General features: G+C 65.6%; 22 protein-coding genes. 14 read left to right on the top strand and 8 right to left on the bottom strand.

Annotation, left to right across the window (positions count from 1 at the left end; all coding sequences use genetic code 11):
- The first annotated feature begins 351 nt into the window (after positions 1–351).
- The 13 genes from RSW2DRAFT_RS09310 to RSW2DRAFT_RS09250 all read left to right on the top strand — a co-directional run bounded on the left by RSW2DRAFT_RS09310 (position 352) and on the right by RSW2DRAFT_RS09250 (position 15,030).
- Positions 352–1,461, top strand: a complete 1,110-nt coding sequence (locus RSW2DRAFT_RS09310; protein WP_008030275.1) for an acetoin utilization protein AcuC — start codon at positions 352–354, stop codon at positions 1,459–1,461.
- An 8-nt stretch (positions 1,462–1,469) separates the two neighbouring features.
- The gene (locus tag RSW2DRAFT_RS09305) at positions 1,470–2,534 is read left to right on the top strand and encodes a radical SAM protein (protein ID WP_008030274.1); all 1,065 of its coding nucleotides are present in this window, start codon (positions 1,470–1,472) and stop codon (positions 2,532–2,534) included.
- Positions 2,531–3,616, top strand: a complete 1,086-nt coding sequence (locus RSW2DRAFT_RS09300) for a geranylgeranyl reductase family protein (protein ID WP_008030273.1) — start codon at positions 2,531–2,533, stop codon at positions 3,614–3,616. The genes RSW2DRAFT_RS09305 and RSW2DRAFT_RS09300 overlap by 4 nt, the downstream gene beginning before the upstream one ends.
- Positions 3,613–4,905, top strand: coding sequence for a radical SAM protein (locus RSW2DRAFT_RS09295; protein WP_008030272.1), 1,293 nt, complete (start codon positions 3,613–3,615; stop codon positions 4,903–4,905). Before RSW2DRAFT_RS09300 ends, RSW2DRAFT_RS09295 begins: the two co-directional genes overlap by 4 nt.
- A 12-nt stretch (positions 4,906–4,917) precedes the next feature.
- Complete coding sequence (locus tag RSW2DRAFT_RS09290; protein ID WP_008030271.1) at positions 4,918–6,012, top strand: lipoyl protein ligase domain-containing protein; 1,095 nt, start codon at positions 4,918–4,920, stop codon at positions 6,010–6,012.
- A 412-nt stretch (positions 6,013–6,424) separates the two neighbouring features.
- Positions 6,425–6,829, top strand: a complete 405-nt coding sequence (locus RSW2DRAFT_RS09285; protein ID WP_008030270.1) for a hypothetical protein — start codon at positions 6,425–6,427, stop codon at positions 6,827–6,829.
- 40 nt (positions 6,830–6,869) lie between these two features.
- Positions 6,870–8,144, top strand: coding sequence for an efflux RND transporter periplasmic adaptor subunit (locus RSW2DRAFT_RS09280; RefSeq protein WP_008030269.1), 1,275 nt, complete (start codon positions 6,870–6,872; stop codon positions 8,142–8,144).
- A 33-nt stretch (positions 8,145–8,177) separates the two neighbouring features.
- Positions 8,178–11,831, top strand: a complete 3,654-nt coding sequence (locus tag RSW2DRAFT_RS09275) for an efflux RND transporter permease subunit (RefSeq protein ID WP_198008087.1) — start codon at positions 8,178–8,180, stop codon at positions 11,829–11,831.
- Between the two features lie 14 nt (positions 11,832–11,845).
- Positions 11,846–12,358: a hypothetical protein gene (locus tag RSW2DRAFT_RS09270; protein WP_008030266.1), complete on the top strand. Its 513-nt coding sequence runs from the start codon at positions 11,846–11,848 to the stop codon at positions 12,356–12,358.
- On the top strand, positions 12,310–13,125 hold the full coding sequence (locus tag RSW2DRAFT_RS18515; protein ID WP_156790679.1) for a hypothetical protein: 816 nt from the start codon (positions 12,310–12,312) through the stop codon (positions 13,123–13,125). Before RSW2DRAFT_RS09270 ends, RSW2DRAFT_RS18515 begins: the two co-directional genes overlap by 49 nt.
- Positions 13,126–13,509: 384 nt before the next feature.
- On the top strand, positions 13,510–13,749 hold the full coding sequence (locus tag RSW2DRAFT_RS09260; protein ID WP_083800662.1) for a hypothetical protein: 240 nt from the start codon (positions 13,510–13,512) through the stop codon (positions 13,747–13,749).
- A 94-nt stretch (positions 13,750–13,843) separates the two neighbouring features.
- Positions 13,844–14,377, top strand: coding sequence for a tetratricopeptide repeat protein (locus tag RSW2DRAFT_RS09255; RefSeq protein WP_008030259.1), 534 nt, complete (start codon positions 13,844–13,846; stop codon positions 14,375–14,377).
- Between the two features lie 74 nt (positions 14,378–14,451).
- On the top strand, positions 14,452–15,030 hold the full coding sequence (locus tag RSW2DRAFT_RS09250; RefSeq protein ID WP_156790678.1) for a hypothetical protein: 579 nt from the start codon (positions 14,452–14,454) through the stop codon (positions 15,028–15,030).
- A gap of 36 nt (positions 15,031–15,066) precedes the next feature.
- Here RSW2DRAFT_RS09250 and RSW2DRAFT_RS09245 read toward each other — a convergent pair whose 3' ends face one another.
- The 6 genes from RSW2DRAFT_RS09245 to RSW2DRAFT_RS09220 are packed head-to-tail and all read right to left on the bottom strand — an operon-like array spanning position 15,067 to position 20,706.
- Positions 15,067–16,311 carry a (Fe-S)-binding protein gene (locus RSW2DRAFT_RS09245; protein WP_008030256.1) on the bottom strand — a complete coding sequence of 415 codons (1,245 nt, stop codon included), beginning with the start codon at positions 16,309–16,311 and terminating at the stop codon, positions 15,067–15,069.
- A gap of 9 nt (positions 16,312–16,320) precedes the next feature.
- Positions 16,321–18,066 (bottom strand): nickel-dependent hydrogenase large subunit, encoded by a 1,746-nt coding sequence (locus tag RSW2DRAFT_RS09240; protein WP_008030254.1) that lies wholly within the window; start codon positions 18,064–18,066, stop codon positions 16,321–16,323.
- Between the two features lie 17 nt (positions 18,067–18,083).
- Positions 18,084–18,743, bottom strand: coding sequence for a hypothetical protein (locus RSW2DRAFT_RS09235; RefSeq protein WP_008030252.1), 660 nt, complete (start codon positions 18,741–18,743; stop codon positions 18,084–18,086).
- Positions 18,740–19,816, bottom strand: coding sequence for a hydrogenase small subunit (locus tag RSW2DRAFT_RS09230; protein ID WP_008030250.1), 1,077 nt, complete (start codon positions 19,814–19,816; stop codon positions 18,740–18,742). Before RSW2DRAFT_RS09230 ends, RSW2DRAFT_RS09235 begins: the two co-directional genes overlap by 4 nt.
- On the bottom strand, positions 19,809–20,207 hold the full coding sequence (locus tag RSW2DRAFT_RS09225) for a hydrogenase expression/formation C-terminal domain-containing protein (protein WP_008030248.1): 399 nt from the start codon (positions 20,205–20,207) through the stop codon (positions 19,809–19,811). The genes RSW2DRAFT_RS09230 and RSW2DRAFT_RS09225 overlap by 8 nt, the downstream gene beginning before the upstream one ends.
- Positions 20,197–20,706 (bottom strand): hydrogenase maturation protease, encoded by a 510-nt coding sequence (locus tag RSW2DRAFT_RS09220; RefSeq protein ID WP_008030246.1) that lies wholly within the window; start codon positions 20,704–20,706, stop codon positions 20,197–20,199. The genes RSW2DRAFT_RS09225 and RSW2DRAFT_RS09220 overlap by 11 nt, the downstream gene beginning before the upstream one ends.
- 120 nt (positions 20,707–20,826) lie before the next feature.
- Between RSW2DRAFT_RS09220 and RSW2DRAFT_RS09215 the strand changes: the two genes are divergently transcribed.
- Positions 20,827–21,090 (top strand): HypC/HybG/HupF family hydrogenase formation chaperone, encoded by a 264-nt coding sequence (locus RSW2DRAFT_RS09215; RefSeq protein ID WP_008030244.1) that lies wholly within the window; start codon positions 20,827–20,829, stop codon positions 21,088–21,090.
- A gap of 34 nt (positions 21,091–21,124) precedes the next feature.
- On the opposite strand, the gene RSW2DRAFT_RS09210 is transcribed toward RSW2DRAFT_RS09215, so the two are convergent.
- Positions 21,125–22,402, bottom strand: a complete 1,278-nt coding sequence (locus RSW2DRAFT_RS09210) for a hemolysin family protein (RefSeq protein WP_008030241.1) — start codon at positions 22,400–22,402, stop codon at positions 21,125–21,127.
- Between the two features lie 35 nt (positions 22,403–22,437).
- Positions 22,438–23,151, bottom strand: a complete 714-nt coding sequence (locus tag RSW2DRAFT_RS09205) for an exopolysaccharide biosynthesis protein (RefSeq protein WP_232209671.1) — start codon at positions 23,149–23,151, stop codon at positions 22,438–22,440.
- Between the last annotated feature and the right edge of the window lie 195 nt (positions 23,152–23,346).

Below are 23,346 nucleotides of genomic sequence, written 5' to 3'. Positions count from 1 at the left end.
TGAAATCCGGCAAGGTCAGCTACATCGAGGGCAACCGCGACCATCCGGTGAACAAGGGGGTGCTCTGAACATGCCGTTGGGTACCACGGCCTTGGCTTGCTGCGAACGTTGGCCGGGCTTGTCAGGCTCTTTGGTGCCGATGCGCCCGGCCAAACGTGCCGCGCTGCGGCTGAGAATAGATTTGACAGCGCAGGTTTCCCATATAACGTTTTTAGAATGTCATCGGCGGCGAGAGTCGCTTTGCTTGGGGGAGGGTGGCTTGGCCGGAACTGCACTGAATTCCATGCATCGCGCTGTTTCGTCCCAAGGTGACCGCGGGTGCACCTGCGCAAATGCCCATGCGGGTTGGCGATGAAGGCACATTTCATCTCGGCTGCGATCTATCGCCAGACCGGCTACCGCGGCAACCACCCGCTGGCTATCCCGCGCATCGGCACGGTCGAGGCGTTGTGTGCGGCGCTGGGCTGGACCGGGCCAGACCATCCGGTGCTGGAAAGCCCGGTGGCCGACCGCGCCTTTCTGGAACGCTTTCACACCCCGGCCTATCTGGAGGCGATGCTGCGGGCCGAGGCTGCCGGGCGGGCAAGCCCGGAAGATCAGGCACGCCATAACCTCGGCACGCTGGAAAACCCGGTGTTTCCCGGGCTTTGGCAGCGGGCGGCCACGTCGGTCGGCGGCTCTGTGCTGGCAGCAGACCTGGCGCATGCCGGGGCTGTTGCCTATCATCCGGCGGGCGGCACCCATCATGGGATGCCCGACCGCGCCAACGGTTTCTGTTTCTTCAACGACCCGGTGTTCGCCATCCTGCGGCTGCTGGATCTGGGCCGCGCAAGGGTGGTTTATGTCGATCTGGACGCGCATCACGGCGACGGGGTCGAGGCGGCCTTTGCCGCCGACCCACGGGTGCGGACGATCTCGATGCATCAGGCCGGGCGCTGGCCGTTCACCGGCGCGCTTTCAGACGGCGGCGGGGCGTGCAACCTGCCGGTGCCGGCAGGGCTGAACGACAGCGAGTTCGACCGGCTGGTGCAGGCGGCTGTCCTGCCTCTGGCGCGCGACTTTCGCCCCGATGCGGTGGTGGTGACCATGGGTGCCGATGCCTTGCAGGGCGATCCGCTGTCGGGGCTGATGCTGTCGAATGGCGCGCTTTGGGCGGCGGTCGAGGCGTTGGTGGCCCTGACCCCGGCCGCCGTGGTGCTGGGCGGTGGCGGCTACAACCCCTGGACGCTGGGCCGGGCCTGGGCCGGCATGTGGGCGCGGCTCAGCGGGCAGGCGATCCCGGATGTGCTGCCCCCGCAAGCGCAGTCGATTTTGCAGGCGCTGGACTGCGATCTGGTGGATGATGACGAACGCGACCCGCTTTGGCTGACCACCCTGCTGGACGCGCGCAATGACGGGCCGATCCGGCCCGAGATCGAGTCGATTGTCGCGGCGCACCGCCCTGCGGTGGCTGCTGGATGAGGGATGTGATGGACGGCACAAGCACTACCGCAGCCGGGTCAGGCTGGCTCGACCGCATCCGCCGGATCGAGGCGCTGGAGGATGCCGAGTTTGATGCGGACCTGGTGGCCGAGATGCAGGCGCATGCCGCCCGTGCTCACGCGCGGCGGCTGAAATTTTCAACCCCGACCTTCAAGGAATACGAAACCGCCGATGTGAAGGGCTGCGGCAAGAACTCGTTCCCGGCGTTTTCGATCACCGGTGGGGCCTGTGCGCTGGATTGCGACCATTGTCAGGCCAAGATACTCGACCCGATGATCCCGGCGCTGCGGGCCGAGGATCTGGATACCAAGGTGCGCGATCTGGTGCGGACGCAGGGCTTGCAGGGGTTCCTGTTGTCGGGCGGGTCGAACCGGCGCAACGAGATCCGCTATGAGCGGTTTTATCCGGTGATTGAGGGGCTGAAGCGCGATTTTCCGGCGCTGAAGATTGCCATCCACACCGCGCTGACCACCGAAACCGAAGCGCGGCGGATGGAGGCTGCCGGGGTCGATACCGCGATGATGGATGTGATCGGCGCCGATGCCACCATCCGCGAGGTCTATCATCTGGATCGCCCGGTCGAGGATTTCGAGGCGACTTTGGCGGCACTGACCGCGACCGGCATGGAAATCTCGCCTCATATCGTCATCGGGCTGCATTATGGCCGGATTCTGGGCGAGGCGCGGGCGCTGGAGATGGTGGCGCGCTATCCTGTCAAGGCCTTGGTGCTGGTGGTGATCATGCCCTATTACGCCCGCCCCGGCACCTTCGTCACCCCCGATCCGGCCGAGGTGGGCCGCATCTTCCTGCAAGCGCGCGAGGTGTTGGGGGAACGCGAAGTGCTGCTGGGCTGCGCGCGGCCCGGCGGCATGCACAAGCGGCTGGTCGATGCCTATGCGGTGATGGCGGGGCTGGACGGCATCGCCTTTCCCGCCGAGGGGGCCTTGGGGGTGGCGGCGCTGACCGGGCGGAAATGGCATCAGGAACACGCCTGCTGTTCGATCAAGGTGGGCGGCAAGCTGCCAGGGTTGACCACGGTGGCGGGCGGATGAACCGGGTCGATGTTCTGGTGGTGGGGCTTGGCCCGGCCGGCGCTTCGGCTGCTACGGCTGCGGCCCGGTCGGGTGCAAGGGTGCTGGCGCTGGACCGCCGCCCGACCCCCGGCCTGCCGGTGCAATGCGCCGAGTTCGTGCCCGCGTTGCTGGGGGCCGATACCGCAGCGGTGCGGCTGGCGGCACTGCAAGAAATCGCGGCGATGGACACCTATCTGGGCGGCACCTGCACCCATACTCCGGATTTCCGCGGCGTGATGATCGACAGAGCGGCCTTTGATGCGGCATTGGTTGACGAAGCCCGCGCTGCCGGGGCAACCATCATCACCGCCGAGGCCCTGCTGACGGTCGAGAACGGCGAGGCGCGTCTTGCCTCGGGCGACTGCTTTTATCCGCAGGTGATCATTGGCGCCGATGGGCCGCGCTCGACCGTGGGGCGGCTGTCCGGGATGGAAAACCGCGCGCTGGTCGAGGCGCGGCAGATCACCGTGCCGCTGACCGCGCCGCATCAGGCCACCGATATTTTCCTGTCGCCGGAAATGGTGGGCGGCTATGGCTGGCTGTTCCCGCGCGGTGCCGAGGCGAACCTGGGGCTCGGTGTGGCGCCCGAAGCCAAGGCGCTGCTGAAACCGCTGCTGGAAACCCTGCGCCGTCAGCTTGTGGCCGAGGGCCGGATTGGCCCCGCCATCCGCCGCCTGACCGGCGGGGCGATTCCGGTGGGCGGCATTTGCGGGCTGGAAGGCCGCGCCGGTGGCATGCCGGTGCTGCTGGCGGGTGATGCGGCGGGGCTGGCCAACCCGATCACCGGCGCCGGGATCAATGCCGCCGTGCTGTCGGGCCGCCTGGCGGGGGATGCCGCCGCCCGGATCGCCGCAGGAAAACCTGAAGCCGCCGTTGACTACGCCGAGGAGGTGACCGACCTGCTTGGCCCCTCGCTGGCCCTGGCGTTGCAGCGCCGCGGCGAGTTGATGTCGCACTATGCCCGCGGCGGCCTTCCGGGGCCTGCCGCCCTTCGCCGCTCCTGGATCGCCTTTGGCGACTACTGGCAGCGCAGCCCCTTGCCCGAGGAGATTCCCGCATGACCTGTCTGAAACCCGAAGGCACCCAACCGGCGCAACCCCGCGCCGATGGCCTTGATTTCAACCCGTTCGAAGCGATGCAGCCGCGTCACCCGGAAAAGGTGCCGCAAGCCCTGCGCAATGGCCGCCCGGTCACCCAGGCCGACGTGACCCCGGACGGGCTTTACCGCCCCGACTACCGGGTGATGACGCCCAACATGCGCTCGCCTGATTATGTGCAGATGTCCACCGCCGCCGCGATCACGCTGGGGCTGGTGGAAGGCAAGATGCATGGCTGCGCCTGCACCCGCTGCCTGAACCTGCTGCTGACCTACCCCGAAGGTTGCCGCGCCAATTGCGCCTATTGCGGTCTGGCCCGCCACCGCGAGGCCGAGCGCAACTATGCCGACCGCAATTTCATTCGCGTCGATTGGCCCGCCGTGCCGATGGACGAGGTGGTGGACCGCATCGCCGCCGACCTGCCCGGCACGCCGTTTCACCGCATGTGCATCTCGATGATCACCCATCCCAATTCCGATGCCGACACCTTTACCGTGCTGAAGAAATGGACCGACCGGATCGACCCCGACGCGCTGCCGATCTCGATCCTGTCCAATCCCACGACCATGACCCGCGCCGATGTGACCCGGCTGCGTGACATGGGGTCGGACATTTTCACCGTGGCGCTGGATGCCGCCACGCCCGAGATTTTCGACCGCACCCGCGGCAAGGGCGTGCAGTCGCCGCACACCTGGGCCAAATATTGGGAAATCCTGATGGATGCCCGCGACGTCTTTGGCCCGCAGAAGTTCGGCGCGCATCTGATCGTCGGCATGGGCGAAAGCGAACGAGACACGCTGGAAGTGGTGCAAAACCTGGTCGATCTGGGCGGCCACAGCCATCTGTTCTGCTTTTTCCCGGAGAAGGGCAGCCTGATGGACCACCTGCCCGCCACTCCGCGCGATCAGTGGCGCCGGGTGCAGCTGGCGCGTTATCTGCTGGATTACTGCGGCGTGCGGCTGGATCAGATGCGGTTCGACGATCAGGGCCGGGTTACCGATTTCGGCCTGCCCGCATCCGAGCTTTCCGCCATCATCGACGCCGGCATCGCCTTTCGCACCTCGGGCTGCCCGGGCAAGTTTGCCGAGGATATCTCGGCCTGCGACCGGCCCTATGGCGACAGCCCGGTGTCGGACATCGCCTCGTATCCGTTCCCGTTGCAGCCGGTCGATATCCGCAAGGTGCGCAGCCAGTTGGACATGAACCGCCCCGGCGAAAGCTACACGCCGGGCGAGGAATTCGACACGCTATAAGCGGGGGACACCATGGCCAGACCCTTTCGGGTGATCGACACCGGCATCCGGCATTGCCGCGACCAGATGGCCTTCGATCAGGCGCTGATCGAGGGGCACCGGGCGGGCACCACGCCGGACACCATCCGCTTTCTGACCTTTCCGCCCTCGGTGCTGGTCGGGCGGCATCAGGCGATCAGCCAGGAATTGAACCTGCCGGCCTGCCGGGCGGCGGGGGTCGGCATCGGGCGCAGGGTCACCGGTGGTGGCGCGCTGTATCTGGATGAAGGCCAGTTCGGCTGGGAGATCGTGGCCAACCGGGTCACGCTGGGCCTGCCGACGCTGGCCGAGGTGGCGCGGGCGTTCTGCGAGGCGGCGGCGGATGGCATGTCGCGGCTGGGCATCAGTGCCCGCTATCGCCCGCGCAACGATATCGAGGTGGAGGGCCGCAAGATCTCGGGCACCGGCGGGTTTTTCGACGATGACACGATCTTTTATCAGGGCACCGTGCTGGTGGCCATGGACGGCGCGCGGATGGCGTCGCTGCTGAACATCCCCGCCGCCAAGCTGGCCCGGCATGGCCAAAGCAATGCCGCACAGCGCGTGGTCACCCTGACCGAGCTGTTCAACGGCGCACCGCCGCCTGCCGCCGAGGTGAAAGAGGCGCTGCTGGCGGCCTTTGCCGAACGGCTGGGTATTGACCCGGTCTGGGGCGCGATCTTGCCCGGCGAGGAAGCCGCCGCCGCCCGCATATTTGCCGAGGAAATCGGTCAGGACGACTTCGTTTACAGCCTTGACAACTCTGCCGCGGCCGACGTGCGCCAGGCCAGCCATGCCAGCCCAGGCGGCAGCATCACAGCCCATCTGCGGCTGGAAGGCCCGGGTCAGGACCGCATCCGCGAAGTGCTGTTCACCGGCGACTTCTTCGCCACGCCGCCGCGCATCATCCCCGATCTGGAAGCCGCGCTGCGCGGCGTTGCCGTGGCCGAGATCGACAGCGCCGTCGCGGCGTTTTTCACCCGCGCCCGTGCCGGAATCCTGACCGCCACGCCACAGGATTTCGCCACTGCCTTGGGCGCGGCGATTGCAGCCCCATTGGCGGCGGACGCGCCAATCCCGGGTGCCTGACCGCAGTTTCGGGCCGCTTGGGGCGACCGTGTGACATTTGACAACCACTTGCACACGCAAGCCCAGGTTGCGTCATCTCGTCGGCACATCCATCAAGGCTGCGCGATTCGGATCGGATTGTTGACGTCATCGAGTTTAAGCCAGCCAGCGGAGCTGGATTGTGTCGGCACGCGAAACCTGCCGGCGAATTCAAGAAATGATTGGCCAAACAATACCATAGACAAGAATGTCGTTAACGGTATATGGAAAGATATAAACACAAGTTAATTGAAAATACCGATTCGGAAAAAAAATATTTCTACCCGAGCCTCGCCGAGCAGCCAAAAAGACTGGACCGCACGATCTGAACGTGTGGACGCAAGACGGAGGAAAGGTGGCTTGGGAGGGCCGCCTGAAGTGGAGGAGCTGATCAATGCCCGAATTGTTTTCTGACGACTGGATGGTCGATTACGGCAATGCCTGGAACGACGAATCCGACCTTGGCGATGCGCTGGCCAAGATCGGCTTCAGTTCGAACATCGGCTATGGCTTTGACGGCGAAGATCAGCCGCGCGGCTATTTGCAAGTCGAGAATGGCTATGTCACCGGCGCCGGTGCCTACAGCGGTCAACCGCTGAACTGGGATCTTCGGGCCAAGCCCGCTGACTGGAAAAAGTGGTGCGACGGCGGGCTTGGCATGATGGCGATGGGCATGGCCTACACCACCGGCAAGCTGAAATTCAAGACCGGCGACTATGGTGCCATGGTGAAGAATCCGGCGATGGCCGGCCCCTTCATCAAGAGCTTCTCGGTGATGGGGCGCGTCGCGACCAGCTGATCTGCAAGACCTTCTTAATGTGCGCGAAAGGGCTGGCTGCATGAGTTCTGCGGTTTCCAGATTTGGCACCTTTTTTCTTGCGGCTTTGGCCGGCGGGATCGTGGTGTGGTGGCTGGGCGGCGGAACCCCCGCGCCGGAAGCGCCGGTTGCCGTGGCTCAGGCAAATGCATTTTTCACGATGCGCGACCAGGTGGTGGCGGTGTCGCAGATGCCCGCCGCCGAGCGCGTGCGGCTGGGTGGTCATGTCGAGCCGCGCCATTCGGTGCGACTGACGGCGCAGGCACCGGGCCGGGTGACCTATGTCGCCGGGCAAGAAGGCGAGCGGTTGCAGGCGGGTCAGGTTGCGGTGGCGCTGGATGACAGCGGCTTGCAGCCGGAATACCGCGCCGCCTGGGCCACGCTGTCGGCCGAAATGGCCCGGTCGCAAAACGCCCAGACCCAGCTTTACCACGACCTGTACGGCAACCGCACCTCGCCGCTTGGCGGGCCGCTTTACGATGCCTACGACCGCTCGTCGGTGCCGCTTTACAATATGGCGCAAAGCTTTTTCGGCCAGATGCTGCCCGGCCTGACCGGCAGCCCCACCACACCCTTCGGCAGTTCCAGCCCGATGCTGACCCAACAGCAGGCGCAGAAAGACTGGCCTGTCGTGAACGCAGCGCGCATGGCCTACGAGGGGCAGATTGCCGCGCTGGCCGGTGCGCAGGCGCATATCGACATGCTGGATGCCCGCCTGCGCGATCTGCGGGCGGTGGCCCCGGCCCAGGCCGCGATCATGCAGCGCTATGTGCGGGTGGGCGACATTGTGCAACCGGGCCAGCCGCTGATGGATCTGGCGGATGTGGACCAACTGGACCTGCGCATCGAGGTGCCGCTGGAACAGGTGGCCAACCTGCGGGTCGGCGAGCAGGTGCCGGTCACGCTGGGCGCGGTGAACCTTTGGGCACCGGTATCACAAATCTTTCCGGGCGCGTCGGATGGCCAGCGCACAGTGACGGTGCGGCTGGCCCTGCCGGCCGATGCCCCGGCGGCACCGGGCATGTTTGCGGTGGCCTGGGTGACACAGCCGGGTGGCGGCAGCCCCTCGGCGCTGGCCCCGGCGATTCCGAACTCGGCCATCGCCCGGCGCGGCAGCTTGCCAGTGGCCTTTGCGGTGGATGGCCGCGGCACGGTCGAGATGCGTGTGCTGCGGCTGGGCGAGGTGCAGGGCCCCAACACCGCCGTGCTGTCGGGGCTGCAAACCGGCGAGTCGGTGGTGGCAAATCCGTCGGCTGACCTCAAATCCGGCGACTCGCTCGCCGGGTCCAACCGCTGACCGGGGGGTGCACAGAACGCCATGACCGAGCCGATGTCCCCCATTTCCCAGCCTGACGCCCCGGCACATGCCGCGGTCGCCGGTCATGGCGGTGCCTGGGGTCTTGGCATCGCCGGGCGCACGGCGCGGGCCTTCATCCGCTCGCCGCTGACTCCCTTGCTGCTGGCGGGGTTTTTCCTGATCGGGGCCTTGGGCCTGATGGTCACCCCGCGCGAGGAAGACCCGCAAATCTCGGTGCCGATGGTCGATATCATGGTGGCCGATCCCGGCGCCTCGGCGGCCGAGGTGACCAACCTGATCTCGGAACCGCTGGAACGGCTGATGTCCGAGCTTTCCGGGGTCAAGCACGTCTATTCGATGTCGCGTGACGGCATGTCGATGGTCACGGTGCAGTTCGAGGTCGGCGAGCAGATGGAATCGTCGCTGGTCAAGCTGTATGACAAGCTGCAATCCAACATGGACCGCATCCCCAAGGGCGTGCTGCCGCCGCTGGTCAAGCCGAAGTCGATCGACGATGTGCCGCTGGTCACGGTGACGCTGGCCTCCGATCAGCTTGATCTGGTGCAGTTGCGCAAGCTTGGGCTGGATGTGGAACAGCGGTTCAAGTCGCTGCCCAACACCGGCCTCAGCTTTGTCACCGGCGGCAGTCTGGAACAGGTGCGGGTCGAGGTCGATCCGGCCCGGCTGGCGACGTTCCAGTTGACCATGAGCATGGTGGCGCAGGCGATCTCGGCGGCGAACCAGCGGGTGCCTGCGGGCAATGTGATCGACGGCAGCCTGTGGTTTGATGTGTTTTCCGGCGATCTGCTGACCAATGCCGCCGAGATCGGTGATCTGGTGGTTGCGGTGAACCAGAACCGGCCGGTGTTTCTGCGCGACATCGCCAGCATCCGGCTGGGCGACTCCGAGACCCGCTCGATCGTCGCAGACACCCAGCGCGGCGAGGATGGCGCCTTTACCACCAAGGCGGCGGTGACGGTGGCGGTGGCCAAGAAGCACGGCACCAACGGCGTCGATGTGGCAACCACCGTGCTGGATGAATTGCAGGCGATGACCGGCACGCTGATCCCGGCGGCGGTGGATGTGACGGTGACGCGCAACTACGGCGCCACCGCCTCCGACAAGGTCTCGCACCTGATCCTGAAGCTGTTCATCGTCTCGGCGCTGGTGACGGTGCTGGCCTTCGTCACCATGGGGGTGCGCCCCGCGATCATCGTGCTGATCACCATTCCCGCCGTGCTCTTGATGTCGCTGGCGGTGGCCTATGTGCTGAATTTCACCATCAACCGGGTGTCGATGTTCGCGCTGGTCTTCGCCATCGGGATTCTGGTCGATGATGCCATCGTGGTGGTCGAGAACATCTACCGCCGCTGGCTGGCGCAAGAGGATACCGGCGACGAGGTCACCGTTGCCGCGGTGGACGAGGTCGGCAACCCCACCATTCTTGCCACCTTTACCGTGGTCGCGGCGCTGCTGCCGATGGGATTCGTCAGCGGCATGATGGGGCCTTACATGCTGCCGATCCCGGTGCTGTCCTCGGCGGCGATGGTGTTCTCGCTGTTTGCGGCCTTCGTGTTCGTGCCCTGGCTGGCGGCCAAGGTGAAACCCTCGATGGCGACGCTGCGCAAGGCGGCGGCATCCGAACACCGGCAAACCACGATCATCGCCAAATACTACAGCAAGCTGATCACCCCGATCATCGACAGCCGGCTGATCGGGCGGCTGACGTTGCTGGCGATTATCGCCTGCATGTTGGGCGCCGTGGCGATGTTTCCGCTGAAGCTGGTGGCGTTCAAGATGCTGCCCTTCGACAACAACGCCGAAATGCAGGCCGTGATCGACATGCCCGAGGGCACCGACCTGTTCGTGACCGAGAACCTGGCCAAGCGCATCGGCGCGCAACTGGAACAGATCCCCGAGATCACCGGCTTTCAGACCTATGCCGGAACCGCCTCGCCGTTCAATTTCAACGGCTTGGTGCGGCACTACTTCCTGCGCGGGCAACCCTGGCAGGGCGATATCGCCATCGCTTTGGTGGACAAGAAGGAACGCGTCCGCTCCAGCCATGAGATCGCCTCCGAGATCCGCGCGGTGCTGGCCCCGATTGCCGCCGAGGCCAATGCCCGCCTGACCATCGCCGAAGCGCCGCCCGGGCCGCCAGTGCTTGCCCCGGTGGTGGTCGAGCTTTACGGCCCCACCGCGGAAATCCGCCGCGAGGTTGCCAGCCATATCGAAGGCATCCTCAAAGCGACGCCCGACGTGGCCGACGTGAACAGCTTCATGGAAGAGCCGTTTGACCGGCTGGAGTTCACCGTGGACCGGCTGCGCGCCGCGATGGCCGGGGTCAGCGTCGAGGCGATCAACCGCGAGGTCGCGCTGGCGGTTGGCGGCTATCAGGTCGGGCCGTTGCAGAACACCTTCAATCTGGAACAGGCGGTGATCGTGCTGCAAACGCCGCTGGCGACGCGGGTCAACCTTGGCAACCTGCTGGTGCTGCCGATCCCGACTGCCACCGGGGGCACAGTGCCGCTGGGCGAGCTTGGCCGCTTTGTGCAGGTGCCGGTCGAACCGCCGATCTATCACAAGGATCTGCGCGCGCTGGAATATGTGACCGCGGATGTGGTCGGCCCGCTGGGTGCGCCGCTTTACGGCATGCTGGCGGTGGACCGCGCGCTGAAATCCTACGTCACACCCGACGGACAGACCATCAGCGGCCATTACTTCAGCCGCCCGACCTCGTCTGACGTGTCCGGCTTCAAATGGGACGGCGAGTGGGAGGTTACTTACGTCACCTTCCGCGACATGGGGCTGGCGTTCATCGCGGCGCTGGTGCTGATCTATTTCCTGGTGGTGGCGGAATTCCGCAGCTTCCTGTTGCCGGCGGTGGTGATGGCGCCGATTCCGCTGACGCTGATCGGCATCATTCCGGGGCACTGGCTGCTGGGCGCCGACTTTACCGCCACCTCGATGATCGGCTTCATTGCGCTGGCGGGCATCATCGTGCGCAACTCGATCCTTCTGGTGGAGTTCGCCCGCGCCGAGGTGCAGGGCGGCCGCGATGTCAAGGATGCCATCACCCTGGCGGCACAGGTGCGGTTGCGGCCGATCCTGATCACGGCGCTGGCGCTGGTGATCGGCTCGATGGTGCTGCTGGGCGACCCGATCTTCCGCGGCATGGCGGTGTCGCTGCTGTTCGGCTCGCTGGTGGCCACGTTCCTGACGCTGGTGGTGATCCCGCTGGGCTGCATCTCGGTGCGTCGGCGCTTTCTGGCCGCGGTTGCCGATGGTGGACCGTCAGCCCCACCGTCTGCACCCGACAACGGCCCCGGCCCGAACAACGGCGGGCCGGCACCCACAGCCCCCAGCCCACCATCGGGGCGCCCGGCGAAACTGGCGCGTCGTGGCGACGAGACCGCCGCAGCGCCTGCCGCAACACCGGGCCGCCCGGCACCGCTGCAGCGCCGATCCGAAGCGCCGGAAGCCGCTGCCGCCAACCCGCCATCGGGCCGCCCGGCACCCTTGCTGCGCAAATCCGACAGCGGCGTGCCCGCAGCGCCCGCAGGCCGCCCGGCCCGGCTGGAACGCAAAACCGAAGCTGCCCCGGCTGCCGCTGAACTGCCACCAGAGGTCGACAGCGGGAAACCGGAACCCAAGGCGAAGAAACCGCTCCGCAGGCCGAAATCATGAGGAGGCGTTCGAACATGCTGCCAATCAGATCGACCGCACCGGCGCGCGCAACCGTGGTGTTTCTGGTGCTGACCGGTGCTGCGCTGCCAGCGTGGGCCGACACCTTTGGCGAACTCAGCGCCAGCCGGGCACCAAATGGTGCGGCGCAATATGGCGGCTACAATGCCGGGCCTTATGCCTCGGCCCCGGGTGGGGATTGTCAGCCGCTTTGTCAGGGCAACGGCTTTTCCGGCGGCGCCGAGGGCACGCTGCCCACCGATCCGGGGTATGGCCAGCCCTATATCTCGCCGCTGGCGGCAAATCCTCGGGCTTACCTGCCTTACGGCCAACGCGGCGACCAGCCGAACGATCAGATGATGCTGGGCAGCTTTGGCCAGATCAATGCCACGACAGACCCCTTCAATCCCTGGGGTCTGAGCACGCCATACATGTTCGTGCCCTGGAGCACCCCGATGTCGGGCTGGACCAATGCACAGACATGGAACTGGTGGCGCGAGCGCTCCGGCGCTTTGCCACGCAACTGGTAGGGACGGCCATTCCGGCCCAACTCCACAAACTGAAGGAGACGAAAATGCGTAAGATTTCCAGTTTTCTGATCATTGCGGCGTTGGGGGCTTCCACCGCCATCGGCTATGCTCAGGAGGCCGCCCCGACCCCGCCGCCCAGCGGCCCCTATGCCGGCGCGCCGCAGCCCGGTGACCAGTCGCAGATGCAGAACGGCCAGATGCCGCAGCAGCCGCCGGGTGCACCGCAACAGGGCTGGGGCGCACCGCCGCCGCCGGCACAAGGCTGGGGCCCGCCGCCGCCCTATTTCGGCAATCCGTACAATGGCGGCTACGGCAACGGTTACGGCAACGGCAATGCCTACGGAAATGGCTATGGCAATGGCAACGCCAACGGCAACATGAACGGCGGCTTCGGTTTCGGCGGCGGCGGCAATGGCTGGGGTAACGGCGGCGGTAACGGCGGCGGAAACGGCTGGGGCAACGGCAATGGCTGGGGCAATGGCGGCGGAAATGGCCGTGGCAACGGCTGGGGCAACGGCAATGGCAATGGCTGGGGTAACGGCTACGGCAACGGCAACGCTTATGGCAACGGCAATGGCTATGGCAACGGCAACGGCTATGCCAATGGCAACATGAACGGCGGCTTCGGTTTCGGGGGCGGTTCGAACATGAACGGCGGCGGCTGGGGTAACGGCAATGGCTGGGGCAATGGCAATGGCTGGGGCAATGGCAACGGTTGGGGCAACGGCAATGGCTGGGGCAACAACGGCTGGGGCCCGAACTGGTAATGACGAACGCTGGCGCCTTCGGGCGCCAGCCTACCCACGACGTGGCGCGGTGACCGGACCCAATGCCCGCCGAACGCCAACCTCACACCGGAGAGGACGATGAAACAGATTCGAAAGACAGTGGGAGCCCTGACCTTCACCGCCTTGATCTGCCTGAGCGGTGCAGCCCAAGCCCAGATGTGGGGCCCCAGTCCCATGGGAGTCAGCCCGATGGGCGGCAGTCCGTGGGGGGGAAGCCCCTGGGGCGGCAGTCCCTGGGGTGGGAACCCGTGGGGCGGGAACCCCTGGGGTGGCAGCCCATGGGGGGGCGGGCCTTTTGGCGGCGGGCCCTGGGGCGCCTATCCGGGCTTTGGCGGCAACGGCAGCGGTTGGGGGACCGGCGGCATGAGCATCAGCTCGGGCTTTGGCGGCTGGGGCAATGGCTCCGGTAACGGCTGGGGGGGCGGGTATCCCGGCTATGGCGGCTACCCCGGTTACGGCGGCTATCCGGGTTACGGCGGCTATCCGGGCGCTGGTGGTTTCCCCGGCTATGGCAGTCCCTGGGGAAATCCGGCGTCGGGCTACCCTGGCATGACCGCGCCCTGGGGTGTCTTTCCGCGCGGCATTTCCGGCCCTGCCGGATGAGAGCCGGGACCGCCGTGGCCCATTGCCCTGCACGGATGGCCCGGATCGCCCTGGCCTTCCCGACCGCCTGTATTCGACCAGAAAGTGAGGCGCCATGATCGCGCGTATCGGAACCTGGCTGTTTTATGCCGTCGTGTTTTTTCTGCTCGGAGTCTGGAGCAGCAGTCGCCTGCCCTCGGTTTCGTCCTTTCTCGACCGGCAGGTGGCCGGGGCCGGGCACAGCGCCGCACCCGTGGCCGACCGGGTGACAAAGCCGCAACCGCCGGTGGTGAAGCCAACCCAGCCGCCCGCCGCCAAGCCTGTGGCCGATGCGGCTGTGGCCGATCTGGAACCCGCCCGCGCCGCCTTTGCGCGCGGCGACCTCAAGGCGGCCATTGAGGCTTACCGCGGCATCCTGGCCAGCCATCCCGACGATACCACCGCGCGCGGCGAACTGGGCAACGTGTTCTTCAACGCCGGCCGGATCGACGAAGCCGCCACCACCTATCACGAAACCGCGGTTCGCCTGATCGCCGCCGGTCAGACCGCAGCCGCCCGCACCATGATCCCGGCAGTGCGCCGCATCCAGCCTGCTCTTGGTGACGATCTTGAACGCCGCCTTTCAAGCGATCCGGCGGCAAAGCCCTGACACTGGCCTCGCCGCCGCTGCAATGAAAACTGCCCTGCATGGATTGCACCGGCGCAACTCTGAAAGGCCCGCTTGTGAAACGGCAAACCGACAACAGCGACGGGTCCGAGCGGAAAGACCCGGAGATCGACTTTTCCAACAGTGGTGCTGTCCTGCGGGGCGAGGTTTACCGGCCACCGGAATACCTGGCCTATCTGGAACGGGTGGCAGGCGCGCTGAAGACGGTGCGGATCATCGTCTATGCCGGCATGACCGGCTTTATCGTTCTGGCGTTCTACGGCTTCTTCCTGATCTATCAACTGACCGGAGACGTGCGGCGCGCGGTGGATCAGACCGTGCTGATGACACAGCAGATGCAGGCGATGGCGCTGACCATGGCGAACATGCACGACAAGATCACCGACATCAGCGGCGACATGACGGGCATGCGGCGGTCGATCACCACGATGGACGCGACGATGACCGGCCTTGCCGGAACGGTCGGCCAGATGGGCAGCGCCGTCGCGCTGATGCAACATTCGACCAGCAATCTGGATCAGAGCATCGGGCCGATGATGGGGGCAGTGAACAGCTTTGTGCCGTTCGGAATGTCGGGCAACGACTACCCGGGCGCGCCGCCTTATGCCCCGGTACCTGAACCGGCCAGCAGATAACGCAACCGGCGGCAGGCCGGTGGAAAGACCGGTCGCTCAGCCTTCGTCCAGATGCTCGGCCACGATCTCGACCAGGCTTTCCAGCCCGCCGTCCCATTTCCAGTGCGCCTTGCTTTCCTCCATCGTCACGCGGCAGTTGGCGCAGGCCGAAACCAGCGTGCCGGTGCCGGTGGCGGCGACCTGATCCATCTTGATCTTGAACACCTTGTGCCGAAGATCGGCGCCCCGGCTGATCGCCTGCACGCCGCCGCCACCGCCGCAGCACCAGTTCATTTCGGCGGTGGGGGTCATCTCGTGGAAATCGGTGGCAAAATCTTCCAGGATATAGCGCGCATCCGCCGCCGCCCCGCCCCGGCGCGACACCTGGCACGGGTCGTGATAGGTCATCGGCTTGTCATAGGGCTTCAGCTTCAGCTTGCCCTCGCGTTTCAGCTTGGCCATGTATTCGGTGATGTGCAGCACCTCGAACGGCAGCGGGCGGCCAAGGATGTTGGCACCCCCCCAGCGCATCACGCCGTAAGCATGGCCACATTCGGGAATGACGACGGTCTTGGCCCCCACCGCCTCGGCAGCCTCGACGATGCGCAGGATCATGGTCTTGGCAATATCGGGTTTCCCGGCCAGAAAGCCGAAGTTGGTCGCCTCGTATCCTTTGGAGGAAAACGTCCAGTCCACCCCGGCATGGGTCAGGATCTTGGCCATGGCGGAAAGCGAGGTGGGGTATTTCATCGCCTCGATGGAAGAAACGGTCAGCAGAACGTCGGCCTTCGCCTTGTCCAGCACCATCTCCACCTCTTGATCGTCGGCCAGCCATTCCAGCCGGTCCACCAGCTTTTCCGGCGTCAGACCCAAGGGGCTGCCATGATCGCGCGAGTTTTCCGCCGCCTGCAGCAAATCCGCAGGCCCCAGCCCGGCGGCGACGAATGCCTTGCGGGCCTGGCCGACGATCGAGGCGATGTCGATGCTCATCGGGCAGACCTCGGTGCAACGCCCGCACATGGTGCAGGTGTCAAAGATCAGCTCTTCCCATTCGGTCAGGTCTTTCTCGGTCAGCTTCGGCGCCAGGCCCAGCCATTTCAGCGGCCATTTCTGCGCCTTCAACGCCTTGGCGATGGGAAACAGCTTGTAGGCCGGCGTATGGCGCGGGTCGCCCGAGGTGCGGTAGAACAGGCAGGCATCGGCGCATTGGCCGCAATGCAGGCAGGCCTCCAGGTAGCTGACCATGTGCACCTCGGTCTGGGCCAGGAAGGTGCGGGTTGCGGCTTGCACGTCGATGGTCATGGCGTTCCCCTAATTCACGGTGATCTGGGTCAGTTCGGCGCCATCGGGATCGACGACATGCACGGCGCAGGCGATGCAGGGGTCGAACGAGTGGATGGTGCGCTGAATTTCCAGCGGTTGCTTGGGGTCGAACAGGGTGTGACGGTCCATCAGCGCCGCCTCATACGGTCCGGGTTTGCCGTTCTGATCACGCGGCCCGGCGTTCCAGGTCGAGGGCACGACGGCCTGATAATTCTCGATCTTGCCGTTCTTGATGACGATCCAATGTGCCAGCGCCCCGCGCGGCGCCTCCATGAACCCCACACCGCGGGCCTCGGCGGGCCAGGTTGCGGGATCCCATTTTGCCTCGTTATGCACGGCAAGGTCGCCCGCCTTGATGTTGGCGACAAGGTTGTCATACCAGGTCGGCATCTGGTCGGCGATGATCTTGCTTTCCAGCGTCCGCGCCGCGGTGCGCCCCATGGTCGAGAACATCGCGGTCAGCGGCAGGTCCAGCGTTTTCAACGCCATGGCGGCCAGTTCCATGGTCGGCTCGTGGCCCTTGGCGTGCAGCATCAGGATGCGCGCCAACGGCCCCACCTCCATCACGTTGCCTTTCCAGCGCGGCGATTTCAGCCAGGAATAGCTTTGCTCGACATCAAGCTGGGCATAGGGCGGTTTCGGCCCGGTATAATTCAGCTTCGTCTCGCCGTCATAGGGGTGCAGACCGCCGTTCTTGCCCGCGGCATAGTCATACCAGGAATGCGACACGAATTCCTGAACCTCGGTCGGGTCGGTCAGGTTGACCGGGTGGATGGTGGAAAGATCGCGGTTCAGGATCGCCCCCGAGGGGATCAGCCAGGTTGAAGGATCGCCCATGCCATCCGCCGGAAAATCGCCGAAGGTCATGAAGTTGCCCACACCCTCGCCGCGCGCGAACCAGTCCTTGTAATAGGACGCAATCGCCAGCGTGTCGGGCACATAGACCTGATCGACAAATTCCTGCATCTTGGCGATGGTCGCCTTGATCTGGCCCAGCCCGGTCATGTTCAGCGCCGTGCCGGATACCCCACCGCTGTCGCCGGGGTTGACGCTGATCGGCGAGGGTGAGCCGCCGACCAGAAAGTTCGGATGCGGGTTCTTGCCGCCGAAGATCGTGTGAATCTGCACCACCTCGCGCTGCCATTGCAACGCCTCCAGGTAATGCGCCACCGCCATCAGGTTGGCCTCGGGCGGCAGCTTGTAGCCGGGGTTGCCCCAGAAGCCGTTGGCGAAAATGCCAAGCTGGCCGCCTTGGACAAAGGTTTTGACCTTCTTCTGCACATCGGCAAAATAGCCGGGGCTGGATTTCGGCCATTTCGAGATCGATTGCGCCAGCGCCGAGGTGGCCGCAGGGTCCGCCTTCAGCGCCGACACCACATCCACCCAGTCCAGCGCGTGCAGATGGTAGAAGTGCATCACGTGGTCATGCACATACTGCGCCGCGATCATCAGGTTGCGGATCAGTTGCGCGTTCGGCGGGATCGGATAGTTCAGCGCATTTTCCACCGCCCGCACCGAGGCCACGCCATGCACCAGTGTGCAGACGCCGCAGATGCGCTGGGCAAAGGCCCAGGCCTCGCGCGGGTCGCGCCCCTGCAGGATCAGCTCGATGCCGCGCACCATGGTGCCGGACGAATAGGCACTGGTGATCGACCCGTCGGCGGCGGTTTCCGCCTCGATGCGCAGATGGCCTTCGATGCGGGTGATCGGGTCAACGACGACGCGTTGGGTCATGGGTCAATTCCTTCCGGTCAAAGCTTGACGCCGCGGCGGCTGTAGGCAATCGCGGTTCCCGAACTGGTCACGAACACCAGGAACGCATGCATCAGCTTGCCGAACGGGAACCAGATCAGCATCGCCGCGATGCTCAGCAGGTGGATCGCCAGCAGGGTTTCATAGCGCGCGCCCAGGTGGCTGACGGCCAGAAGCCCGGTCAGCACCGGCAGCGCGGTGACCAGCCAGGTGAAATAGTCGTTGGGGGTCGAGATCATCTTCAGCACCGGGCTGGTCATCCGCCGCACCAGTGCCGCCACCAGCGAGGCCAGCGTGACGATGCCCACCACCGAGATCACGCTGGTCGGCAGGCCCGGCCAGCCAATGCCGAACAGCCCGCGAATGAACATGATATGCTGGGCAAAGCCGAACACGATGATCGCAAGGCCGATGTGGAACACATAGCCGTTGATCTGCGAGAACATCGAGGTTTGACCCATGCTTTTGGGCACCCAGAGATGCCGCACAAAGCCCGAAACCGCGGCTGCGGCCGCCGATGGCGTGCCCGGGCGCTTGACGCTGCGGTCCTTGGCGCGTGGCAGCCCCAGCAGCGACACCAGCCGCCACATCAGCCCCAGAACGAAGATCGCCATGGCGATCTGCAACGCCGGTCCGCGTGCGAAATCCAGCAAGCTCATGCTTTCTTCTCCCCTACCGGCGGCGATTGCGCTTCGGCCCGGCGCTTGCGTGCGATTGCGACACTTGCGGCCCCGGCCACGGCGCCGACTGCCGCGGCCCCACCGATGATCGCCGGATTGCCCATGACCGAGGCTGACAGCGGTTGGTAGAACCCGCCACGGTCCCAGAACCCCGGCTCGGAACAGCCGATGCAGCCATGGCCCGACTGGATCGGGAAACTGATGCCGCCGTTCCATTTCAGCGTGGCGCAGGCGTTGTAGGCCACCGGCCCCTTGCAGCCGACCTCATACAGGCACCAGCCATTGCGCGCGCCCTCGTCATCGAACGATTTGGCGAACAGCCCCTTGTCGTAGAACGGGCGGCGATAGCAGCGGTCGTGGATGCTGTCGCCAAAGAACGCCTTGGGCCGGTTCAGGTGGTCCAGTTCCGGCAGGCCGCCGAAGGTGATGATATAGGCCACCGTCCCGGCAATCGCTTCGGGAATCGGCGGGCAGCCCGAGATGTTGATCACCGGCTTGTCGCTGATGATGTCCGAGACCGGCACCGCCCCGGTCGGGTTGGGCGCCGCCATCGGAATACCGCCGAAGGCCGCGCAGGTGCCGACCGAAATTACCGCCATGGCATCCGCGGCCATTTCCTTCAGCGTCTCAAGATTGCTTTTGCCAGCGTTGGTCGAATAGACCCCGCCCGCCGCGGTGGAGACCGAGCCATCCACCACCAGCACATATTTGCCCTTGTTGGCCTGCCGCGCCGCCTGCATCGCTTCTTCGGCCGCCTCGCCGGAAACCGCCATCAGGGTTTCCTGATAATCCAGCGAGATCAGGTTGAAGATCATGTCCTCGATGGTCGGGTTGAACGACCGGGTCAGCGCCTCGCTGCAACCGGTACATTCCTGGAACGACAGCCAGATCACCGATTGTCGCCCTGCACTGGCCAGCGCATCGGCCATCGCCCGCGAGGCCATCGGCGGCAGCGCCAGGATCGAGGCCAGATAGCCCGTGTATTTCAACAGCGACCGGCGCGAGATGCCTTGCCTTTGCATCGCCTCGCCGATGGTTCCGCGGTCAGACATGCGCGGCCTCCTTTGTCATGCTTGCCAGTTCCGCCAGCATCAGCGCCGATGCGGCCGTTATTTCGTCGGCATGGGTGACCAGAATGTCCGGCACCGGCGCGATCTCGATCACCTCGGCGGCAATGCGGTCGTCGCCGCCGAAATGCCGCAGCCACCAGACCCCGGCAAACCGCGTCTCCCAGATCTCGCTGCGGCCGGCCGATTGCAGCGTCACGCTGACTTCGCCACGCCCCAGCGCCGTTTCCAGTTCGGCGCGGTCGGCAGCGGTCATCGGCAGGCTGCGCAGATCGACGGCATCGCGCGCGCCGGTTGCCGCCAGGGCTGCCAGCGCGCGCGCCACCTCGCGCAGGATGCTTTGGGCCATGCCGGTGCGCAGCTTGTCAATGTTCATCGGCCCAGCCCTGCAAAAGCGCCCGGATCGCCGCCACCGCCTGCGGAATGGCCGCGGCAACGGCGGGCGTCGGAGCCAGCCCCCATGTCGTCACCTCGGGCTGAATCGCCACCAGCGCGCGCCGCGCCGGTCCGATGCCGGAAAATTCGGCCGCCTGCATCAGATCGGCCAGCGCCACCTCATGCGCGCTGCGCTTGGTGCCGCGCAATTGCTGGTCCATATCGGCGCCGACAAACACCAGCATGGTTCCGGGGGGGGCGTGCAACTCCATCGCGTCCACCGCGATCAGCGCGCCACCGGGGTCAATCTCGGCCAGCAGCGACAGGCCGATGGTGCCGCCATCGCGCACCCGCACCGGCTGTGCGATCTGCCCCGCCTGCGCCTCGATTGCCAGCGCCACATGCACGCCGATGCCATCGTCGGAAAGCAGCGTGTTGCCGATGCCAAGGATCAGCGTGGGCTGGCGCACCGTGGCCAGGGTTTCTGCGAGAATGGGCATGGCACACCTCTGAGAGTCATCGCAGTTAGCGCTGTCGGGCAAAACCCGTCCTTGATCTTCATCAATGCATGACAATCGCGGAATGTATAGCTTCTTCCGAAACTGGTCCGGAATCCGCCGATGTGCCTTGCTGCCCCGATGAAGGTGACCCGCATCGACGGCGTGATGGCGCTGTGCGAGGCGCGGGGCGTCAGCCGTCAGGCCAGCCTGTTCCTGATGCAGCACGAAGGCATCGCTGCGGGCGACCACGTCTTGGTCCAGTCCGGCCATGTGACCGCCAAAGTGTCGGAAGCCGAGGCCGCCGCTACTTGGGCGCTTTACGACGAGATTTTCCAGGCCGAGGCTGCGGCGCAACATCGCCTTGCTGCGGTCAAACCGGCCTGAAAGCCGATTGCCGATCCATCGACAGGCGTGCGGCCTATTCGACGCGACTGACCAGCAGCTTGTCGATGCGCAGCCCGTCCAGATCGACCACTTCGATGCGCAGCCGCTTGAAGCTTACCACCTCGCCAATCTGCGGCAGATGGCCCAACGCGTCCAGCACCAGGCCCGCCACCGTCTCATAGCTGCGCGGTTCCTCCAGCGTGATCCCCAGCGCATCGGCAAATTCATCCGCCGGCATCCAGCCCGCGATCAGCATCGAGCCGTCGGCGCGGGTCACCAGCTTGGGCTCCTCGCCCACGTCATCCAGAAACTCGCCGGTGATCGCCTCCAGCACGTCCATCGGCGTGATGATACCTTCGAAATGGCCGTATTCGTCATAGACCAGCACCATGTTGCCCGGCGCGCGGCGCAGCCGTTCGATCACCTCGATGGCGCTTTGGCCGTCGCGCACCACGGGGGCTTCCTTGACGGCGGCGCGCAGATCGAAGGCCTCTTTCATCAGCGCCGGGGCCAGGATGTCGCGGGTGGTAACGACGCCGATGATGTCATCAGGCCCGCCATCGCGCACCGGCAACCGCGAGCGGCGCGAATCGTGAAACTGCCGCAAGAGTTCGGTGCGGCTCATCGACAGATCGGCAATCTCCACCTCGCCGCGCGGGGTCATCAGGCCGCGGGCGGTGCGGTCAGCGATGCGCATCACCCCGGCGATCATCTGGGTTTCGGCATGTTCCATCACGCCGGAGGATGCGGCTTCGGAAATCACCAGCTTGACCTCTTCATCGGTCACGCCGCTTTCGGCCTGCCCCGATTGCCCCAGCAGCGCCAGCACCAAGCGGCCCGAGCGGTCCAGCAGGAACACCAGCGGTGCCGCCACTTTCGAGACCATCAGCATCGCCGGGGCCACCTTGGCCGCCACCCGTTCGGGGGCACGCAGGGCGATCTGCTTGGGCACCAGTTCGCCAACGATCAGCGACAGATAGGTGATCGCCACCACGACAATGGCCACCCCCAACTCGTTGGAAATGCGAGCCGGCACGCCGAAACCCGGCAATGCCGCCGCCAACCGCGCCCCCAGCGTGGCACCGGAAAACGCCCCCGCCAGCACGCCAACCAAAGTGATGCCGATCTGCACGCTGGACAGAAACCGCCCCGGATCTTCGGCCAGCCGCAACGCCACCCGGGCACCCCGGCTGCCATTGTCTGACATCACCTTCAACCGTGCCGGACGGGCGGAAACGATGGCCAGTTCCGACATCGCCAGCACGCCGTTCAGCAGCGTCAGCAGCAGCACAAGGCCGATTTCCAGAAACATCGCAAGAATACCCCGACAGGGAAGGGCGCCGTTGGTCAGCCAAAGGCGTTCAGCGCCAGAAAGATTGCGGTTTTCAGGATGCCGTAAACCACGCTGACCACGATGACAAGCGACACCACCCCCAGAACGCTGCCCAGCAGCACCCAAAGCCCGTCCCGCTCCAGCAACCCCAGCGCCAGCATGCAGATCGCCAGCGCCGGCAGCACGTTGCCGAACGGGATCGGCAGCGCCAGCGCCAGTGCCAGCACCAGACACAGCGCGCCGATGCCGCGCTGCATGATCGGCCAGACCAGATAGGTCAGCCTTGGCCGCAACAACCGCTCGGCCCGCGCCAGCCAGGGGGCGGCGCGCGACACCAGCCCGGCAAAACCCTGCCGTTCCATGGTGCGGTCTGCGATGAAGCGGGGCAACCAGGGCACGCGGTCCAGCATCAGTTGTGACGCCAGATACAGCAGCGGCAAGCCCAGGATGCCCGAGGTGCCCGGCGGCGTCGGCAGGATGTTGGGCAGCGCGAACACCAGAAGCAGCGCCCCCATCGCCCGGGCATCCAGCGCGCGCATCAGATCCGAGACAGAGATGCGGTCGCGGCTGTCGTCGCTGGCGATTTTTTCCAGCAATTTCGACAGCCGGTCGCCACGCTTGCGCAGACTTCTGCGGTGGTCCGGAGGTGCGCAATCGTTGTCTGCCAGATCGGCCGAAAGATCTTCGACGGCATCTGCCCGGCGGTCAGGATCGGCTTCCATGGTCATATGGCCTTGTTCAGTGCATTTAAGACCATTGATGTGGTGGTCGCACAGCGCTTTCGCCAGTGCCGAGTCATGTCAGCGCTCGCAGTCGGCGGCGCGGTTGCGACATCGTGTTGACCACCGGACTGGTGGCGCGCGCGGTCGAAACCCGATGCCCGACACCTGTGCCAAAAGCGCCCCTGCTTCGGGCTTGCATGT

The sequence above is a fragment of the Rhodobacter ferrooxidans genome, from assembly GCF_000176015.1.
GTDB classification, from domain to species: domain Bacteria; phylum Pseudomonadota; class Alphaproteobacteria; order Rhodobacterales; family Rhodobacteraceae; genus Pseudorhodobacter_B; species Pseudorhodobacter_B ferrooxidans.
The sequence above is the reverse complement of the archived record's forward strand: the minus strand, read 5'-3'. Positions and strand labels throughout refer to the sequence as shown.

What these genes read in the sequence shown, in the direction of transcription:
- RSW2DRAFT_RS09310 (WP_008030275.1), top strand. Translation starts at nt 352, where the DNA reads ATGAAGGCACATTTCATCTCGGCTGCGATCTATCGCCAGACCGGCTAC.
- RSW2DRAFT_RS09305 (WP_008030274.1), top strand. Translation starts at nt 1,470, where the DNA reads ATGGACGGCACAAGCACTACCGCAGCCGGGTCAGGCTGGCTCGACCGC.
- RSW2DRAFT_RS09300 (WP_008030273.1), top strand. Translation starts at nt 2,531, where the DNA reads ATGAACCGGGTCGATGTTCTGGTGGTGGGGCTTGGCCCGGCCGGCGCT.
- RSW2DRAFT_RS09295 (WP_008030272.1), top strand. Translation starts at nt 3,613, where the DNA reads ATGACCTGTCTGAAACCCGAAGGCACCCAACCGGCGCAACCCCGCGCC.
- RSW2DRAFT_RS09290 (WP_008030271.1), top strand. Translation starts at nt 4,918, where the DNA reads ATGGCCAGACCCTTTCGGGTGATCGACACCGGCATCCGGCATTGCCGC.
- RSW2DRAFT_RS09285 (WP_008030270.1), top strand. Translation starts at nt 6,425, where the DNA reads ATGCCCGAATTGTTTTCTGACGACTGGATGGTCGATTACGGCAATGCC.
- RSW2DRAFT_RS09280 (WP_008030269.1), top strand. Translation starts at nt 6,870, where the DNA reads ATGAGTTCTGCGGTTTCCAGATTTGGCACCTTTTTTCTTGCGGCTTTG.
- RSW2DRAFT_RS09275 (WP_198008087.1), top strand. Translation starts at nt 8,178, where the DNA reads ATGTCCCCCATTTCCCAGCCTGACGCCCCGGCACATGCCGCGGTCGCC.
- RSW2DRAFT_RS09270 (WP_008030266.1), top strand. Translation starts at nt 11,846, where the DNA reads ATGCTGCCAATCAGATCGACCGCACCGGCGCGCGCAACCGTGGTGTTT.
- RSW2DRAFT_RS18515 (WP_156790679.1), top strand. Translation starts at nt 12,310, where the DNA reads ATGGAACTGGTGGCGCGAGCGCTCCGGCGCTTTGCCACGCAACTGGTA.
- RSW2DRAFT_RS09260 (WP_083800662.1), top strand. Translation starts at nt 13,510, where the DNA reads ATGAGCATCAGCTCGGGCTTTGGCGGCTGGGGCAATGGCTCCGGTAAC.
- RSW2DRAFT_RS09255 (WP_008030259.1), top strand. Translation starts at nt 13,844, where the DNA reads ATGATCGCGCGTATCGGAACCTGGCTGTTTTATGCCGTCGTGTTTTTT.
- RSW2DRAFT_RS09245 (WP_008030256.1), bottom strand. Translation starts at nt 16,311, where the DNA reads ATGACCATCGACGTGCAAGCCGCAACCCGCACCTTCCTGGCCCAGACC.
- RSW2DRAFT_RS09240 (WP_008030254.1), bottom strand. Translation starts at nt 18,066, where the DNA reads ATGACCCAACGCGTCGTCGTTGACCCGATCACCCGCATCGAAGGCCAT.
- RSW2DRAFT_RS09235 (WP_008030252.1), bottom strand. Translation starts at nt 18,743, where the DNA reads ATGAGCTTGCTGGATTTCGCACGCGGACCGGCGTTGCAGATCGCCATG.
- RSW2DRAFT_RS09230 (WP_008030250.1), bottom strand. Translation starts at nt 19,816, where the DNA reads ATGTCTGACCGCGGAACCATCGGCGAGGCGATGCAAAGGCAAGGCATC.
- RSW2DRAFT_RS09225 (WP_008030248.1), bottom strand. Translation starts at nt 20,207, where the DNA reads ATGAACATTGACAAGCTGCGCACCGGCATGGCCCAAAGCATCCTGCGC.
- RSW2DRAFT_RS09220 (WP_008030246.1), bottom strand. Translation starts at nt 20,706, where the DNA reads ATGCCCATTCTCGCAGAAACCCTGGCCACGGTGCGCCAGCCCACGCTG.
- RSW2DRAFT_RS09215 (WP_008030244.1), top strand. Translation starts at nt 20,827, where the DNA reads ATGTGCCTTGCTGCCCCGATGAAGGTGACCCGCATCGACGGCGTGATG.
- RSW2DRAFT_RS09210 (WP_008030241.1), bottom strand. Translation starts at nt 22,402, where the DNA reads ATGTTTCTGGAAATCGGCCTTGTGCTGCTGCTGACGCTGCTGAACGGC.
- RSW2DRAFT_RS09205 (WP_232209671.1), bottom strand. Translation starts at nt 23,151, where the DNA reads ATGACCATGGAAGCCGATCCTGACCGCCGGGCAGATGCCGTCGAAGAT.